Origin of the sequence: Pseudomonas sp. D2002 (genome assembly GCF_013385735.1) — a bacterium.
In the GTDB taxonomy this organism is placed as follows: Bacteria; Pseudomonadota; Gammaproteobacteria; order Pseudomonadales; family Pseudomonadaceae; genus Aquipseudomonas.
The window spans coordinates 167,502-185,210 of sequence record NZ_JACAPL010000008.1 but is presented as its reverse complement, the minus strand read 5'-3'; the positions used below and the strand labels follow the sequence as shown (position 1 = coordinate 185,210).

The 17,709-nt window shown below is 59.5% G+C and carries 15 protein-coding genes; 10 read left to right on the top strand and 5 right to left on the bottom strand.

The features are described 5' to 3' along the window. The first annotated feature begins 91 nt into the window (after nt 1–91). A complete protein-coding gene (locus HX783_RS17440) occupies nt 92–727 on the top strand; it encodes an isochorismatase family cysteine hydrolase (protein ID WP_177017715.1) in 636 nt (211 codons plus the stop codon). Nucleotides 728–745: 18 nt separating this feature from the next. Beyond that, nucleotides 746–2,323 (top strand): aldehyde dehydrogenase (NADP(+)), encoded by a 1,578-nt coding sequence (locus HX783_RS17435; RefSeq protein ID WP_177017714.1) that lies wholly within the window; start codon nt 746–748, stop codon nt 2,321–2,323. A 70-nt stretch (nt 2,324–2,393) separates the two neighbouring features. Here HX783_RS17435 and HX783_RS17430 read toward each other — a convergent pair whose 3' ends face one another. Beyond that, entirely contained in the window at nt 2,394–3,326 is a 933-nt protein-coding gene (locus HX783_RS17430; protein ID WP_256347204.1) for an alpha/beta fold hydrolase, read from the bottom strand. A gap of 173 nt (nt 3,327–3,499) precedes the next feature. Here HX783_RS17430 and HX783_RS17425 point away from each other — a divergent pair, with 173 nt between their 5' ends. Together HX783_RS17425 and HX783_RS17420 are read left to right on the top strand one after the other, a co-directional pair. Further along, the gene (locus HX783_RS17425) at nt 3,500–4,462 is read left to right on the top strand and encodes a GlxA family transcriptional regulator (protein ID WP_371317694.1); all 963 of its coding nucleotides are present in this window, start codon (nt 3,500–3,502) and stop codon (nt 4,460–4,462) included. A gap of 197 nt (nt 4,463–4,659) precedes the next feature. Continuing rightward, nucleotides 4,660–5,676 carry an alpha/beta hydrolase gene (locus tag HX783_RS17420; protein WP_177017712.1) on the top strand — a complete coding sequence of 339 codons (1,017 nt, stop codon included), beginning with the start codon at nt 4,660–4,662 and terminating at the stop codon, nt 5,674–5,676. Nucleotides 5,677–5,870: 194 nt separating this feature from the next. On the opposite strand, the gene HX783_RS17415 is transcribed toward HX783_RS17420, so the two are convergent. The 4 genes from HX783_RS17415 to HX783_RS17400 form a co-directional block, all read right to left on the bottom strand. Beyond that, nucleotides 5,871–6,824 (bottom strand): sugar kinase, encoded by a 954-nt coding sequence (locus tag HX783_RS17415; RefSeq protein WP_177017711.1) that lies wholly within the window; start codon nt 6,822–6,824, stop codon nt 5,871–5,873. Between the two features lie 69 nt (nt 6,825–6,893). Next, nucleotides 6,894–7,946 (bottom strand): L-idonate 5-dehydrogenase, encoded by a 1,053-nt coding sequence (idnD, locus tag HX783_RS17410; RefSeq protein WP_177017710.1) that lies wholly within the window; start codon nt 7,944–7,946, stop codon nt 6,894–6,896. Between the two features lie 11 nt (nt 7,947–7,957). Further along, nucleotides 7,958–9,286, bottom strand: a complete 1,329-nt coding sequence (locus HX783_RS17405; protein WP_256347208.1) for an MFS transporter — start codon at nt 9,284–9,286, stop codon at nt 7,958–7,960. Between the two features lie 127 nt (nt 9,287–9,413). After that, nucleotides 9,414–10,181 carry an SDR family oxidoreductase gene (locus tag HX783_RS17400; RefSeq protein WP_177017708.1) on the bottom strand — a complete coding sequence of 256 codons (768 nt, stop codon included), beginning with the start codon at nt 10,179–10,181 and terminating at the stop codon, nt 9,414–9,416. Nucleotides 10,182–10,433: 252 nt separating this feature from the next. On the opposite strand from HX783_RS17400, the gene HX783_RS17395 reads away from it, so the two are divergent. From HX783_RS17395 to HX783_RS17370, 6 genes are all read left to right on the top strand, one after another. Further along, a complete protein-coding gene (locus HX783_RS17395; protein WP_177017707.1) occupies nt 10,434–11,171 on the top strand; it encodes a FadR/GntR family transcriptional regulator in 738 nt (245 codons plus the stop codon). Between the two features lie 28 nt (nt 11,172–11,199). Beyond that, nucleotides 11,200–12,453, top strand: a complete 1,254-nt coding sequence (locus HX783_RS17390; RefSeq protein WP_145163522.1) for an enolase C-terminal domain-like protein — start codon at nt 11,200–11,202, stop codon at nt 12,451–12,453. 117 nt (nt 12,454–12,570) lie between these two features. Further along, the gene (locus HX783_RS17385) at nt 12,571–13,872 is read left to right on the top strand and encodes an MFS transporter (protein ID WP_177017706.1); all 1,302 of its coding nucleotides are present in this window, start codon (nt 12,571–12,573) and stop codon (nt 13,870–13,872) included. Nucleotides 13,873–14,017: 145 nt separating this feature from the next. Further along, a complete protein-coding gene (locus HX783_RS17380) occupies nt 14,018–15,010 on the top strand; it encodes a transporter (protein ID WP_177017705.1) in 993 nt (330 codons plus the stop codon). A 15-nt stretch (nt 15,011–15,025) separates the two neighbouring features. Beyond that, on the top strand, nt 15,026–16,207 hold the full coding sequence (locus HX783_RS17375) for an MFS transporter (protein WP_177017704.1): 1,182 nt from the start codon (nt 15,026–15,028) through the stop codon (nt 16,205–16,207). Nucleotides 16,208–16,242: 35 nt separating this feature from the next. Then, entirely contained in the window at nt 16,243–17,688 is a 1,446-nt protein-coding gene (locus HX783_RS17370) for a carotenoid oxygenase family protein (RefSeq protein WP_177017703.1), read from the top strand. The last annotated feature ends 21 nt before the right edge of the window (nt 17,689–17,709 follow it).

Genomic DNA, 17,709 nt, shown 5'->3' with positions numbered 1-17,709 from the left:
GGTGAGGCATCACCAAACCTGCGACAACTACGGTTCAAGGTCGACTGCAAACGCGAAATTTCTCGCAAACTTCTGCTGACTGGAGAACGAAATGGCTGATCTCGTATACCGCGCGCAGCGCACTGGGCTGTTGCTGGTCGACCCGTATAACGACTTTCTCTCAGACGGCGGCAAGCTGTTCCCACTGCTCAAGGAAGTCGCCGATGAGGTCCGCCTGCTGGAGAACCTGCGCGCCACCGTCAAAACTGCCCGCGGCGCGGATATACAGGTGTTCTACGTACCGCACCGCCGCTGGCAGCCCGGTGACTACGACAATTGGGATCACCCAAACCCGACCCAGCGCCTTGTGCAGCAACGCCATACCTTCGCCAAGGACACCTGGGGCGGTGAGTGGCACCCCGACTTCGTGCCGCAGCAAGGCGACATCATCATCCAGGAACACTGGGGCCAAAGTGGTTTTGCCAACACCGATCTCGACTTCCAGTTGAAGCAGCAAGGCATCACGCACGTCATCGTGATTGGCCTGCTGGCCAATACCTGCATTGAATCAACGAGCCGTTTTGCGATGGAGCTGGGCTATCACGTCACACTTGTTCGCGACGCGACGGCCGCGTTCAAAAAAGAAATGATGCATGCCGCACATGAACTGAACGGCCCGACCTACGCCCACGAAATCCTGACCACAGCCGAACTTTTGGCTGCCCTCAACACAGGCACCGCCGCCTGACGCTGAAGAGGCCCCACGATGAAACTCACTGGCAACCTGCTGATCGGCGCTCAGGAAGTGTCCGCCACCGCCGGCACCATGAAGGCGCTGAACCCGGCGACGAACGCTGAGATCGAACCGTCTTTCGCGTTCGGCGGCAGCGCACACGTTGATCGCGCCGCTCAACTCGCCGACGACGCATTCGACAGCTACAACCGTACCGGCCTTAAGGCGCGCGCAGCGTTCCTGGAACGCATTGCCGATGGCCTCGATGCGATTACACCCGAGCTGGCGCAACGTCTCTCACTTGAAAGCGGTTTGCCAGTGGCGCAACTCGAGGGTGAAGCGGCGAAATCGGCGATTCAGTTTCGCCAGTTCGCGACGGTCGTCCGTCAGGGGCGCTTTCGACAGGCGACTATCGATACAGCACAACCTGAGCGTCAACCGCGCGCACGGATGGATCACCGCTTGCAAAAGATTGCGCTAGGGCCGATTGCGATCTTTGGCGCCAGCAACTTTCCCATCGCCTATTCGGTGGCGGGGGGCGATACGGCGTCGGCACTTGCAGCCGGCTGCCCTGTCATTCTGAAAGCGCACAACGCCCATCCTGGCGGGTCGGAATTGATGGGCCGCGTGATCCAGCAGGCGGTCAAGGATGCTGGCCTGCACGAGGGCGTGTTTTCGCTGGTTCGCGGCGGCGGCAACGAAATCGGCGAGGCGCTGGTCGATCATCCGCTGATAAAGGGCGTCACATTTACCGGCTCGGAAGTCGGCGGCATGGCGCTGTTTCGGCGCGCGCAGCAACGTCCTGAACCGATTCCCGTCTTCACCGAAATGACCAGCGTCAACCCGACATTTGTACTGCCCTCGGCGCTCGCTGCACGCGGCGCTGTGATCGGTGACGGGTTCGCTGAGCGCATGCTGGTCACCGTCGGCCAGGCGTGCCTGAAGCCGGCGATCCTGCTGGCTGTTGACGGCCCCGGCTATGTCGAATTGAAGCGTGCGATGATCGCTCGCGTCGACGCCATGCACGCGCGCACGATGCTGACGCCCGGCATCAGCAGCGCGTATGGCAGGAGCGTCGAACAGCAAGCTGCGGCAGGCGCCCAGCGCATCGCGGCAGGCGGCGAATCGCGAGGCGCATGGGACGCGCAATCGATGCTTTTCGAAGTCGACGGTGCGCAATTGCTTGACGATGCAACGCTGTCGCACGAAGTGTTCGGCCCGGCTGCACTGCTGGTGCGGGTGAAGGATGTCGAGCAATTGATCACGATCGCAAAGCAGTTTCGTGGGCAACTTAGCGCAACGATGCAAATCGATCAGCCCGATCACGCACTGGCTGCGCGCCTGCTGCCGATTCTCGAACGCCGCACGGGCCGCATCGTTGTCAATGCGTTCGCGCATCCGCAAGAGGTGTCGTATGCGTCGATTCACGGCGGGCCGTTTCCTGCGACGTCTGACAGCCGTTTCACGTCAGTCGGCATGACGGCAATCGAGCGATTCCTGCGGCCGGTCTGCTACCAGGGCTTTCCGGACGACCTGCTGCCTGAAGCGTTGAAACATGACAACCCGAGCGACCTTTGGCGTGTGGTGGATGGCGAGTTGTTGAAAGGCTGATTGAGGCTCACCGGAGCGAACGGCTGGTCTTAGCAGGGCAAGCCCGCTCGCCACAAAAGCGTGTCTGTGACTACTGACCGGCGGTGATGCGCACCATGAACTGGCGCGTCAGGCTGGCGATCTGTTCGGTTTTTTCATCCAGTGCGAAATGGCCCGCCTCCAGGATGTGAACCTCGGCACCCGGTACATCGTCCTTATAGCGCATGGCCCCCGGCACAATGAATGACGGGTCGTATTGACCCCACATCACCAACATAGGTGGCTGGTTGTCTTTCAACCATTGCTGCCATTTTGGATAAGACGCGAGGTTATTCCGGTAGTCCAGCAACAAGGCCGACTGTATCGCCCGCTGGCCCGGTCGGGATAACGCCGCAAACTCGTCTTCCCAGGCATCAGGGTTATAACGCTCGGGATGAGGGCTGGTGCCCAAGTGCCGCTGCTTGGTGCCCTCGTACCCGGTGAACGCATCGACTTGCTCGGCATGTGCGGCTGGCGCCTGCCAATACTTGGCAATATTCGCCCACTTGGCGCCCAGCCCTTCGTTATAGCTATTGGCATTCTGGATGATGATGCCGTGCAATTTTTGCGGCGCGTTGAGAATCATCCGAAAGCCGACCGGGCCGCCGTAATCCTGCATGAACAAGGTGTACTCATCCACGCCCAACTGCGTCAGCAACGTGCTCATGGTGTCAGCCAGATGGTCAAAGGTGTAGGCATAAGCTGCAGGGGAAGGCGCATCGCTTCTGCCGAACCCTGGGTAGTCAGGTGCGATGATGTGATAGCGATCGGCGAGCAGCGGAATCAGCGAATCCCACATACGCGACGAGGATGGGTAACCATGCAGCAGCACCAAAGTCGGCGCATCTTTGCGCCCGGCCTCACGGTAAAAAACCTTGACGCCATCCACGCTGGCCCAGTGATAGCTGGCGGACTCGGTGGTATAGGGAATAGAGGGCACAGGTTCGGCGGCCTGGGCCGGCTCGGTCATCGAAAGCGTCGTCATGAGCGCTCCTAGCAAGCAAAAGGTCGGTATGTTCAAAGAGGTCTGCTTCCTTCATTGCGTATTTCCCGCTGAAATACGGCTGAGATCAGAGTGAACGTCTCTGAGAATGGGCACCATTGGCCCAATGAGCATTTTTCATTAGTATCGGGCCAATCTTGATGAGACCTGCCGCCGTGAAAAAAACGTTAGGCGTTGCTGTTATCGCCTTCAATCACATCAGCCCTTTCCACCTGTCCGTGCCCTGCCTGGTGTTCGGTAAAGATCGCAGAGTGGGGGATTCACCTTGGTTCGAACTGGTGGTCTGCGCTGGCGAGGATGGGGCGCTGGTTACCAACGCCGGCTTCGCCATCCACTGCGATCGGGGCCTGGATCAGGTCGCCGGTGCGGATATTGTGGTCGTACCCAGCTGGCGGGACGTCACCGAAACACCGCCGGCCGCACTCATAGAAGCGCTTCAAGCAGCCCATGCCAGAGGCGCGCTGGTGGTTGGCTTATGCCTGGGGGCGTTTGTACTCGCCCATGCGGGCCTGCTGAACGACAAGCGCGCCACCACGCACTGGGCGTGGGCAACGCATCTGGCGCGAGATTTCCCGAGTATCGACGTCGACCCAAAAGTGCTCTATGTCGAAGCGGAGCAGGTGCTTACCTCCGCGGGCGTGGCAGCGGGTCTCGATTGCTGCATTCATATCGTCAGGCGTGCCTATGGCCGAGGGGTTGCCAACGCGTTGGCGCGTCAACTGCTGGTTTCTCCCCATCGCGACGGAGGCCAGGCTCAGTTCATCAGTCAGCCGGTTCCTCAAGGCGCCAGCGACCAGCGCCTCGGCCAACTATTGGATTGGCTTCGAGCCAACTTGGTCGAACCGTTGTCAATCGATCAAGTCGCGGCAAGGTTGGCGATGAGCAGACGTAGTTTCACCCGGCACTTCAAGCAATTGACGGGCACGACGTTTGGGCAATGGCTGATTAACGAGCGCATCAAAGCAGCCCAACTGCAGCTGGAAACAACCCACCACACCATTGAGCAAATCGCTGACGCTTGCGGGTTTGGTACGAGCCTCTCGTTACGCCAGCACTTTTCCTCGATGGTGGGCGTGACGCCCACCACCTACCGAAAGGCTTACGGTCGCCAGGTTTAGCCATATGCCCTCAGGGCTTGACCCAATTCAGGTCTACCGCGCCCTCAATTCCCTCGACCCGCCCTTTGCTGCTGTGTTGCCACCACTGCCAGCTCTTGCCCTGTTTGCGCCAGAAATGGGAACAAACAACGAAGCACACCGCTCAGAATAGTGTTGCCGCTTTGCATTTATCCGCCGGCAACGCATGAGGAGATAGTGTGTCCACTTCAGAGCTGATTTCGCGTGTTCTCAGCACACCCCGTCATACGACGCACTATGTAGAGTCGGGACCTGTCGACGGGCCATTGATGATGTTCCTGCACGGTTGGCCGGAGCTCAGTCTGATCTGGCGCGCGCAGCTAGAGGCGTTCGCCGCCAAAGGCTGGCACTGCGTGGCACCCGACATGCGCGGCTATGGTGCCTCTTCTGCGCCAGCAGCCATCAGTGCGTACACGATTGAAAATATCGTGGCCGATATGGCCGAACTTCATGACCACCTCGGCGGAGCGCCTGCCATCTGGGTGGGCCACGATTGGGGCAGCGTTGTGGCGGGTGAACTGGCCGCCCATGAACCCCGGCGCAGCCGCGGCGTCGTACTGATTTCGGTGCCGTACTTCCCCACCACGAACGCGCTGGCGACGCTTGTCCCGCTGATTGACCGAGGGATCTATCCGGCAGACCAGTATCCGGACGGCCAATGGGACTACTACCGCTACTACAACACGCACTTTGCGTCTGCCGTGGCGGATCTTGATGCGGACAAAGCCGCCTCACTGGCGTCGATCTATCGACGAGGTGACCCTGCAAGCATCACCAAGGTTGCATCAAATGCCGAGGTGACCCGCAAAGGCGGCCGGTTTGGCCAAGCGCACAAGGCCCCACCCACCGATCCAGACCTCGCGCTGTGGCCGCAAGCGGACTTCAATGCACTGCTGCGCAGTTTCGAAGAGCATGGTTTCCGTGCGCCCTGCGCGTGGTATTTAAACGACGACGCCAACATCGATTATGCCCAGCGAGCGCCCAATGGTGGCCGCTTGTCCTTGCCCGTACTGTTTGTGAACGGCGATTACGACCCGATGAATACCATCAAAGGCAATCAGTTGGGCGATCCCATGCGGGCGGCCTGTGCAGATCTCACCGTGACGAGCCTGGCCGGCGGGCATTGGTTGCCGGTGGAGTGCAAGACGGGACTTGTTGAAGCTATAAGCACGTGGCTACGCAGTAGACAGTTTTGATGAGGATCGAGAGCGTGACTGTCAGGCGTTTCAGTGACTTCCCGTAGAAATAAATAGGGAGGGTCGCCTCGCGCCGGCCTGAATGCGGGGCATGCTTAACTGTTGTGCGCAGTGATCAAATGCACGGCGCCGTCATTCGCACTCCAGTATCCGATGGTCAGGCCCTGTTCTAAGCAATCGACCGGGGCAAACGGCTACGCACTTGAGCCCGGCATTGCCTCCCGTGCAATTATTGCCCCCGGGTACTGAATGACTCGCCCGGCCAGTCGATGACCTTCGGCAGCTGATTGCTGCGGTATGCCTCCTTGCAGCCGACAGGCCAGGTAAGCGGCACTGAACGCATCACCGGCGGCGGTAGAATCAATCACCCTGGCAACCCTGGTCGCAGCGACTTCGTGCAACGCCCCGTGGTACTGAAGCAGGCAGCTATGCCCACCGCGCTTGATCACCACCTCATTCACCCCCATTTGCCGGTAGCGTTTGAAGATCGACTCGACATCGGCCTCCTCGAACAGGGCCTGCTCATCGTCAAGGGTCAACAAGGCCAGATCCAGATGAGGCAGCAGGCGTTGATAGGTATCTGTCGCCTGCTGACGGTCGCGCCACAGGCGGGGCCGGTAGTTATTGTCGAATACCAGTTTGGCACCGCGCGCACGCGCCGCGATCAATCGCGGCAACACGCGATCAAGTCCCGCTTCACCGAGCACGGCCAGTGTGACGCCGCTCAGATAGAACACGCAATAGTCGTCCAGCGCCGTCAATACTTGCGCAGCCGCAGCCTGGGTAAAACACTCGCGGACGGCGGCTTCGTTTCGCCAATACAAAAAACGCCTTTCGCCCTGGGCGTCGGTCTGGATGCAATACAATCCCGGCAGGCGTCCCGGCAGACGCTGCACCAGCGACAGGTCCAGCCCCTCACTGGCCCAGGCGGTACACATGGCATCGCTGAAACTGTCATCGCCCAGCGCCGTGACATAGGACACCTGCCATTTGGCAGCGACCAGGCGACGCAAATAAACGGCCGTGTTCAAGGTATCGCCGCCAAAGCTCTGGTTCAGCTCGCCGTCAGAGCGTTGTTGCAGTTCGATCATGCATTCGCCGATCAGGGCAATACGCAGAGACGCTTGGGGCGGCGCAATGAAAGTCATGACGGTCAATATCCGATGCGGTTCATAAACAGCCCCTCGCTGGGGAAGGGCCGAGGCGTAAAACGGTGTTCAAGCGAAGATCAGTTGCACCTTCGCCGCTTTGCTTTTGTCGCCGGCCAGTTCCAGTGCCTCAACCACCTGGTGCTGATTGAACTCAGCGGACAGCAGCGGCAGCGGATCGATACGGCCGCTCTCCAGCCAGCGCACCGATGTGGTGAATTCGTCGATAAAACGGAACGAGCCGACCAATTTGATTTCTTTGACCAGTAGCAGGCCCAACGGCATCTCGACCGTGTTGTGGCCCATGCCCAATTGCACCACCGTGCCTTTCGGGCGCGTGAACGCTGCCGTGGAGGCGATGGCTGCCGGTGAACCGGAGGCTTCGAAGCAGACATCGAAGTACCCACCCTCCTCGGCCCATGGCGCGGTGCATACGGTGTCGGTCGGGTCCACGGCGAGCGTCGCGCCCATTTGCAGGGCCAGTTCGCGGCAGCGTTCGCTCATGTCGGTGGCAACCACTTCGGCGGCACCCGCCTTGAGCGCGGCCGCCATCACCAGGCACCCGATCGGGCCGGAGCCGGTGACCAGGATTTTTTTGCCCACCAGATCACCTGCCTGATGCACCGCGTGAATGGCGACAGCCAACGGCTCGGCGAACACCATCACGCTGTCTTTGGCACTGTCGGTGTACGGCACGCATTGCTGCTCAGTCACAGCGACGTAGTCGGAAAAACCACCGTTCACATGCGGGTTGAATTGCGCGCTGCCCATGAACTTCATGCTGCGACAGACATTCTGTTTGCCTTCCAGGCACAGTGCGCAGCGGTTGCACGGCTGCGACGGGTTGACTGCGATCCGCTGTCCCACCTTCAGCGTGCTGCCCGTGGGCACGGCGGCAATCACCCCGATGAACTCATGCCCCAGCACCAGCGGGTTCTTGAGGATCGACATGCCCGCCTTGGCATGCTGGTAATAATGAATATCGGAACCGCAGATCCCGCCGCGACTGACCTTAACCAGGACGTGCTCCTCGTCGGAGTACGCCAGGGGCAGCGACGTATGGCGTACGTCCTTGATCCCGTAGGCGACACAGGCGCGGTTTTCGATTGTTTGAATGGCCATTGCGATTTACCTCATGCCTGGGAAGGTTTGCCCAGCGGGCGGTCAGATTCAGGTGCGGATTTGGATTGCTGGTTTGGCAGCTCGACGACTTCGATCTTGCCCACCAGAAAGGTGTAAGCAAGCAGCCCTATCAATGCCACGGCGGCGATGTAAAACATGGCGTACTGAAAGCTGTGGGTGCGCTCCAGAATCACCCCGATAACAATCGGGCTGATGATCCCCGACAAATTGCCGAAGATATTCAAAAAACCGCCCAGCGTGCCGATCAGGTGCCGTGGAATGACGTCACTGCACACCACCCAGCCAAGATTGGAGAAGGCATTGGCGAAGAACGCCACGGACAGAATCGCGATGGCAATCACCGGCTGGTCTTCGAAATAATTCACCAGGCAAATGCTGGTCGTTACCGCCAGCCCGCACATCACCGGAATCTTGCGCGCCTTGGTGCGCGAATGACCGCGCTTGAGCAGCATATCGCTGAGTACGCCGCCACACAGCACGCCGCACATGGCCATCAGATACGGGAACATGGCGCCGATCCCGGCGGTGGCAATCGACAGGCCCAGGCCTTTTTCCAGATAAACGATGAACCAGGTGAGGAAGAAATACAGGGTCGAGGACGCGGCGAACTGAGCGATAAACAACCCCCACACCGTCGGCTGACGCAGCACGTGGCGTACGTCCGGCCAGTTGACCCTGGTGCTGTTGCCTCGCTCGTTCGCCGAACCATAACCACCACCGTCGCGGATCATGTCCAGTTCTGCCTGATTAGCTTTGGTGCTGTCCTGGGGATCACGATAGGCAATCAACCAATAGATGCCGAAGACGATGCCCACTGCTCCAGAGATGTAGAAGGACGCCTCCCAGCCCCAGGTGGCGACGATGTAAGACAGCAGCGGCGTCAGCACCGCCAGGCCAATGTACTGCGCGCTCGAATAGACCGCAGTGGCTCGCGCCCGCTCATGGTCGGGGAACCAGTTGGCGATGATCTTGGTGTTGGAAGGAAACGACGGGGCTTCAGCGACGCCGATCAGAGCGCGGCAGACCAGCAGCATCACAAACGACGCCGACGCGGTGGCGAACAAATGATGGGAAGCGAAGCCCATGACAAATGTGAACACACTCCACAGGATAATCGCGCTGCCGTACAAGCGTCGTGGTCCCACGCGGTCGAGTACGTAGCCGACAGGGACCTGGCTCATGGCGTAGAACCAGGTGAACATCGAAAACAGCAGGCCCAACTGGGTCGGTGACAAGGCGAACTGGCCTTGAATCGCCGAGCCGGCCACCGATAGGTTGGCGCGGTCCATATAGTTGATTGCCGTGACCACAAACAGCATGGCCAAGACCGAAAGTCTTGCGCGTGTGGGTTTCATCGCTCTACCTATTTATTTGTATTTATCAGGTAAGTGCTTGCGCCCGCGGGCATGGCGAACAGGCAATGCTCGCCTTATCGAACGGACCCGATCAGAGCGTGGCCAGCCAGCCTCCATCGACATAAATAATTTGGCCGCTCACATAGTTAGAGGCCTGGGATGAGAGGTAGACCGCCGTGCCGATCAACTCATCGGGGCGCCCCCAGCGTTGGGTCGGGTTGCTGCTTTTAACCCAATGATCGAAGTCCGGATTGTCCACTAGGGCCGCATTCATTTCGGTCAGGATGTAACCCGGCCCGATGGCGTTGCACTGGATATTGAACTGCGCCCATTCAGCGGCCATGGCCTTGGTCAGCATCTTGATGCCGCCCTTGGCAGCCGTATAAGGCGCAACCGTGGCGCGCGCCGCTTCGCTGGTCAGGGAGCCGATGTTGATGATCTTGCCGCCACGCCCAGCGGCCACCAGACGCTTGGCCACCGCCCTGCCGACGATGAAGGCACTGGTCAAGTTGACGTCCAGCACTCGATGCCAATCGGCCAGCGCCAACTCGAGCATCGGCTGACGGTGCTGGATACCTGCGTTATTGATCACGATATCGACCAGCACGCCCTGGCTGTCGAGTTCGCGGAACATCGCCTCCACCGCCACTTCATCCGCGACATTGAACAGATGACCCGTGGCGCGATGCCCCTTGGCAGCGAGCTGGCCGACGGCGTCTTCCAGACGCGCCGCGTCGGTGCCATTGAGGATCACCGTGGCACCCGCTTCTGCAAGCCCAAGTGCGTAGGAGAAACCCAGGCCGCGAGTGGAACCGGTTATCAGTGCGGTGCGTCCGCTCAAATCGAAAAGTGATGACATGATTTCCTCGGTGTTCAGCGTTTTTATTCTTGGAACAAAGCCCCGATACGCCTTGCGACGCCACAACTTAACTAATAAGTTGGCCGTAAATATACGAACTCATGGGATAACCTGAGGCTATCCTGATCTCGGATCAGCGCAATAATCAAGAAAAAAATCCATTTTCTCCCCTTCAATGTATTTACTTCTTCGATTTATTGGCGGAAGGTGCTAAAAGAATCAAGCTTATGTGACGAGTTGAAAACCACAAAAATGAACCGTGAAATCGTCAAAACGCAAAACACCGTCAACGCTGTTTATGAGCAGATGAAGCACAACATTCTGGAGGGTCTATGGCCGCCCGGCAGCAAGCTGCCCTCCGAATCCGAGCTGATCGCCACCTTCGACGTCAGTCGGGTCAGTGTGCGCAGCGCGGTCCAGCGGTTGCGCGGCCTGGGCATCGTGGTGACGCATCAGGGCAAGGGCACCTTCGTCATCAAGGACCTTGAGCAGCACGGCGTGCTCAATGACAGCCAGCCGATCATGCATTTGTCCCAGGAAGAATTCGAAGACATGCGGGTGTTTCGCGAGGCCGTGGAGTTTCGCTGCATGGAACTGGCGGTCAAGCACGCCACCAGCGACGACATCGCCCTGCTGGAAGCGGCCCTGAACCGGATGCTGGTGAACAAGGACGATTACAAACGCTATTCCCAGGCCGACTTTGACTTCCACTACGCCATCGTCAAGGCCTCGCACAACAAGATCTTCATCCATGCCATGGATTCGATCCGGCACATCTATCTGTATTACCTCGAAGAGTTGAATCGCGTACTGGGGGTCACCCTGGAAAGTGTCAATGCGCACATCAAGGTCTACATGGCGATTAAAAACCATGATGCCGTGGCTGCGGCCGAGACCCTCAACGAGGCGATGGCCAACAACGTAGACGCGATCAACGAGGCACGGCTTATCGAGTCACGCAGCAATGCCGGCGACGGATTCAAGACATAAGCAAACGACGGCTCAATGGGAGAGCGAGATGGAATCCATAACAATCACAAATGTAAAAACGATTCTCACCGCTCCAGGCGGCATTGATCTGGTGGTGGTAAAAGTGGAAACCAACCAGCCGGGGCTCTACGGCCTTGGCTGTGCAACGTTTACCCAGCGTATCTTCGCGGTCGAGGCGGCCATCGAGCAGTACATGAAACCCTTCCTGATCGGCAAGGATGCGCTGCGCACCGAAGACATCTGGCAGTCGGCGGCCGTCAGCGGTTACTGGCGTTCCGGGCCGATCATGAACAATGCACTGTCCGGTGTGGACATGGCGCTGTGGGACATCAAGGGCAAAGTCGCCGGGTTGCCGGTCTACCAGATGCTCGGTGGCCGCTGCCGCGATGGCGTGCCGTTGTACCGCCACTGTGACGGTGAAGATGAAGTCGCAGTGGAAGACAGCATTCGCGCAGCCATGGAAGAAGGCTATCAGCACGTGCGCTGCCAGATGGGCATGTACGGAGGCTCTGGCACCGAGGACCTGAAGCTGATCGCCGGCAAGCTGGCCAGGGCGAAAAACATCCAACCGAAAATCTCACCGCGCAACAAGACCCACGGTATCTACTTCGATCCGGATGCCTACTTGCGTGCCGTGCCCAAACTGTTCGATCACCTGCGCGACAAGCTGGGTTTCGGTGTCGAGTTCATCCACGACGTGCATGAACGCGTGTCGCCGATCGCCGCCGTGCAATTGGCGAAGAACCTCGAACAACACCAGTTGTTTTTCCTCGAAGACCCTGTTGCACCGGAAAACATCGAGTGGTTGAAAACCCTGCGCGCACAGAGCTCGACTCCGATTTCCATGGGAGAACTGTTTACCAACGTCAACGAATTCAAGCCGTTGATCCAGAACAATCTGATCGACTTTATCCGCTGCCATGTCAGCACGGTCGGCGGCATTACACCGGCGAAAAAAATCGCCACCTTCGCCGAGTTCCACGGTGTACGCACGGCGTGGCATGGCCCGGGCGATATCTCGCCGGTCGGCGTGGCCGCCAACCTGCATCTGGACCTGAGCACCACCAACTTCGGCATCCAGGAATGGACCCCGCTCAACGACAACCTGCTGGACGTCTTCCCTGGCTGCCCGGAAATCGACCGTGGCTACGCCTACCTCAGTGACCGGCCGGGTATCGGCGTGGATATCGACGAAGAAAAAGCCAAGCGCTATCCGTGCCAGGGCGGCATTCCAAGCTGGACCAATGCACGCCTGCCGGACGGCACGGCGGCGCGTCCCTGAAAGGTCCCGGGGGCGACGTCGGTCACCCCTCCCCTGGCGTCTGCGCCAAGGCCCCGGAGCTGAGCCGCTGTACCTGAATGCGACACCCTCGATTACAACAATAATGAAGGGCTATTCATGAACACCATCAAAGAGACTGCTCTATCGGCAGGAGACACCCGCGGGTTCAGATCCGAACGCTTTGCGATCAAACGCTGGCTCTACCTGATCCCGCTGATCTTTATCACTTACAGCCTGGCCTACCTCGACCGGGCCAACTACGGCTTCGCCGCCGCCTCCGGCATCGAGCAGGACCTGAACATCAGCAAGGGCACGTCCTCGCTGATCGGTTCGCTGTTCTTTCTAGGCTATTTCTTCTTCCAAGTGCCCGGCGCCATCTATGCCCAACGCTACAGCGTGCGCAAACTGGTGTTCTGCAGCCTGATTCTGTGGGGCTTCTGCGCCATGGCCACCGGCCTGGTGACCAATATCCCGATGCTGATGATCATTCGATTCTCACTGGGGGTGGTGGAGGCGGCAGTGATGCCGGCGATGCTGATCTTCATCAGCAACTGGTTCACCCGCAAGGAACGCTCACGCGCCAATACCTTTCTGATCCTCGGCAACCCGATCACGGTGTTATGGATGTCGGTGGTTTCCGGCTACCTGATCCACGCCTGGGGCTGGCGAGAAATGTTCATTATCGAAGGCGCTCCGGCGGTGCTCTGGGCGTTTGTCTGGTGGCGTCTGGCGCGGGATAAGCCCGAGGAAGTCAGTTGGCTGACTCGCGAGGAGAAAGACCGGCTGGCCGCCACACTGGCCGACGAACAAAAAAACATGAAGGTGATGCGCAACTACCGGCAGGCATTCACCTCACCCTTGGTAATCAAGCTGTGTCTGGTGCATGCACTGTGGAGCATCGGCGTGTACGGCTTCATCATGTGGCTGCCGTCGATCATCAAGCAGGCCTCAGCGTCTGACATCGTCACCACCGGCTGGCTGAGTGCCGTGCCCTACGTGGCCGCAGTAGTGACCATGCTGGCGGTCTCTTGGGCCTCGGACAAAACCGGGCAGCGTAAACTGTTCGTCTGGCCGCTGCTGGCCCTCGGCGCCTTGGCCTTTCTGGGTTCTTACTTGCTGGGGTCGACGCACTTCTGGCTGTCATTCAGCCTGCTGACCATTGCGGCGGCGGCGATGTACGCACCTTACGGCCCCTTCTTTGCGTTGATTCCGGAGTTGCTGCCGGCCAACGTATTCGGCGGTGCCATCGGGCTGATCAATGCCTGTGGCGCGCTGGGCGCGTTTCTCGGTTCGTGGATCGTCGGCTACCTCATCGGCCTGACAGGCAATCCGGGAGCGGCCTATATTTTCATGACCGCAGGCATGCTGGCGGCGGCCGTCATCATGGGGTTAGTGGTGGTAAGCGAGAACCGTAGGTAATAAGACCACTGCTCGGACCACCGCTGACTGGCGCTCTCAGTCAACTCTGACCGTTGTGTTCAAGCAACAGCAAAGCTCAAGAATTAAAGTTGAAGCGCCAGGGGAAGCAACCCCAGCTCACAACTCCAATAATAGAGCGACGTCAATGAGACTGAACGCATCCTTGCCAGCGTGCCTGGCTTTCAGCTTCGTATCACTTGCCGCCCAGGCTGCAGAGGGCCCTCCTCCGCCTTCCGTCAGCCAGCCCAGCGGTATCAACCTGGGCGGCACCAGCTTCTACGACGGCTTCGCCGGGCCACCCGGCCTGACGCATCAGACCTATCTGAAGTTCAGTACGTCCAGCAGCATTCGTGACAATGGCGGCAAGGACAACCGCAACTTCGATAACCCGAAAATCAATGTCATTACCCTGATCAACCAATTCAGCTATTACTCACCCAACACCATCGGTGGCGGCGCGCACCTGGGCTGGAGCCTGTTGGTCCCGGTGGTCTCCCTGGACGGCGACTTTGGCGACAACGGTGTGAAGCTCAAGGACAACGGGGTCGGCCTGGGTGACGTCACCGTCGGCCCGCAGATCCAGTTCGACCCGATCGTCAACGCCGAGGGCCGGCCCGTGTTTGTGCAGCGCGTGGCCTTCGATACGATCCTGCCCACCGGCAAGTACGACAAACACAAGGACTTGAACCCCGGCTCCAATTACTTCTCCTTCAACCCCTACTGGGCCGCAACCTTGATGCCAGCACCGCGTTGGGAAGTGAGTTGGCGCTTGAACTACCTGTACAACTTCAAGAACGACGACCCGGCCAGCAGTTCGGCACAGTTCTATGAAGGGCGACCGGTGCGCGACACCCAGGCAGGGCAGTCGGCCTGGGCCAACTTCACGGCCTCGTACGAGGTGTTCCCGAAGGTCTCGGTCGGGATCAACGGCTATTACTTCAGGCAGATTTCGGATGACCAGGCCAACGGCGATCGCCTGAGCAATTCTCGCGAGAAGGTGCTCGGCATCGGCCCCGGCCTGTTCTGGAAAATAACCGAGGACAAGGCCTTCTGGCTCAATACCTATAAAGAGACCGGCGTGGAAAACCGCAGCAAAACCGATTACGCCGTGCAGGTTCGCTACGTTCACAAGTTCTGACTGAGGTGATGTTTGATGAATGCGCTCAACTCCATCGACAGCAAGAAATCACTGGGCGCTATTTGCCTGATGATGGTCATTTCCCTGGGCACGCTGCAGATCCAGCCGATCCTGGGTGGCGCGTTGATTGATCAGCTGGGTGTGCCGCTCAATGCCATCGGCGTGATTTTCGCCGCTGAGCTGATCGCGATGGCCATCGCCTGCGGCGTATGTGCGCTGCTGATGGCACGTGTCGACCGCCGCCGCTTTGCGCTGGTTGCCTTGTTGATATTGGCCGCCGGCAACCTGGTCAGCACCCAGCTTCACAGCCAGGCGTGGCTGGTGGTTTTCAGGGTGATCTGCGGTGCCAGCGGTGGCGCGGTCATGGCGGTGGTGTATGCAACCGCTGCACTGCGCAGGTCAAAAGACGCGACATTTGCCGTGATCAACATCGGCAACCTGCTCTGGGGCATGCTGCTGGTGACGTCCATGCCCCTGCTCTTACAGGCGTTTGGCGTGCAAGGCGCCTTTTTCCTGCTGGCCATCACCAGCCTGCTTGCCGCACTGGGTTGCTGGAGAATACCCAGGCACTACTCAGACGCCCATCGCATTGCCCACGGTGCAGCCCGGCCGTTCGGGCTGACCTCCATGCTGCTGATCGCACTGTTTGCGCTGCTGTTTTTCGGGCATTCCGCCCTGTGGGTGTATCAGGAGCGAATCGGCAAGAGTCTGGGCCTGGAGCCCCAGCAGATCGGCGCCATTCTCGGTGGCAGCATCCTGGCCGGCGCCCTGGGGGCGGGACTCTCCGGGATGATCGGACGACGCCTGGGTTTGTTGTTCCCGCAACTGTTGAGCTTTGGTACCGCATTCCTGGCGACGCTGATCATGGTCTACGGCGACAGTACCGTTGCGTTCGCCACCACGGCTTGCCTGATTCATATGGTGTGGTTTTTCAGCTTGCCGTATCTGCTTTCGATGGCCGCCGAACTGGACCCCTCCGGTCGATTGGCGGGCCTGGGCAACGCCGCGATTTTCATCGGTCAAGGGCTTGGCCCCTTTGGCGCCGCGTTGGTGGTCGGTGATGGACACTTTCGCGCGGTGGGCTGGCTGGCCGCCTGCGCTTATGTGCTGGCCTTGATCATCTCGTGCCTGATGGTGGCTCGCTTCCGTCGAGGCGTGAAGCCTTGTGGGCAGGCGCTCTCGACGCAATCGGCCTGAATGTCATTAACCAAACCGATCCATGAGATGAAGCGATGAATACTCCATTCCCCAACACCCCCGAATTTTCCGGGGCGCTGTACACACCCAGCCGCGTCGAAGGCGAGGTGTATGACCTTGAGGTCGAAGGCGCGATCCCCGAGGCGATCCGTGGCACCTTTTACCAGGTGTCACCGGACCCGCAGTACCCGCCCATGCTGGGCACCGATATATTCTTCAACGGCGACGCCCTGGTCAGCGGCTTTTACTTTGCCGAGGGCAAGGTCTCGCTGCGCCGCCGCTACGTGTTGACCGACCGATTGGTCGCTCAACGCCGTGCAGGACGCTCGCTCAATGGCGTGTACCGCAACGCCTACACCAACGACCCGCTCGCGGCAAAAAACAACACCACCGCCAACACCTCGGTGATCGCGCACAACAACGTCCTGCTGGCACTCAAGGAGGATGCCATGCCCTGGGCGCTGGACCCGCAGACGCTGGAGACCCTCGGCGAGTGGAATTTCGACGGGCAAATCGACGCTGCGACCTTCACGGCCCACCCCAAGCTCGACCCGGTCAGCGGAAACCTGCTGGCCTTCAGTTACGAAGCCAAAGGCGACGGAACACCCGACATGGCCTATTTCGAGATTTCGCCGCAAGGGAAACTGCTGCATGAGATCTGGTTCCAGGCGCCCTACGCCGCGATGGTCCACGACTTCGCGGTCACCGAGCATTACGTGGTATTCCCACTGATCCCCTTGACGGTGGATGTTGAACGCATGAAAAACGGCGGCCAGCATTTCCAGTGGCAGCCCGAGCTGCCCCAGCTGTTTGCCGTGGTGCCCCGCCATGGGCACGTGCGGGAAGTGCGCTGGTTCAAGGGGCCCAAGGACGGCTTCCAGGGCCATACCCTGAATGCCTTCGACAAAGACGGAAAAATCTACCTGGACATGCCGGTCACCGGCGGCAATATTTTCTATTTTTTCCCCCAGGCGGACGGCTTCGTACCACCGCCTGAAACCCTGGCGGCCAGCCTGATGCGCTGGGTATTCGACCTCCACAGCCCAGAGGATGAACTGCAACCCCAGGCACTGACGGACTATCCCTGTGAGTTTCCCCGCTGCGATGACCGCTACATAGGCCGACAGTATGAACACGGGTTCTTGCTCGCTTTCGATCCGCAGCGGCCCTATGACCCGGCGAATGGGCCGATGCCGTTTCAGTTCTTCAACCTGTTGGTGCACCTCAACCTGACATCCGGCGTCACCGATGCCTGGTTCCCCGGTGACAGCGGATGCTTTCAGGAGCCCATTTTCATTCCACGCTCGGCTGAGGCACCAGAAGGTGATGGCTACGTGGTCTGCCTGCTCAACCTGATTGCCGAAGGCCGCAGCGAGCTGGTGGTACTGGACTCGGCTGACATGTCAGCAGGCCCTATCGCACGCATCAAAATCCCGTTTCGCATGCGCATGTCGCTGCACGGCTGCTGGGTGCCACGTTAAGTCGGCCTGGCATTCCCCTCT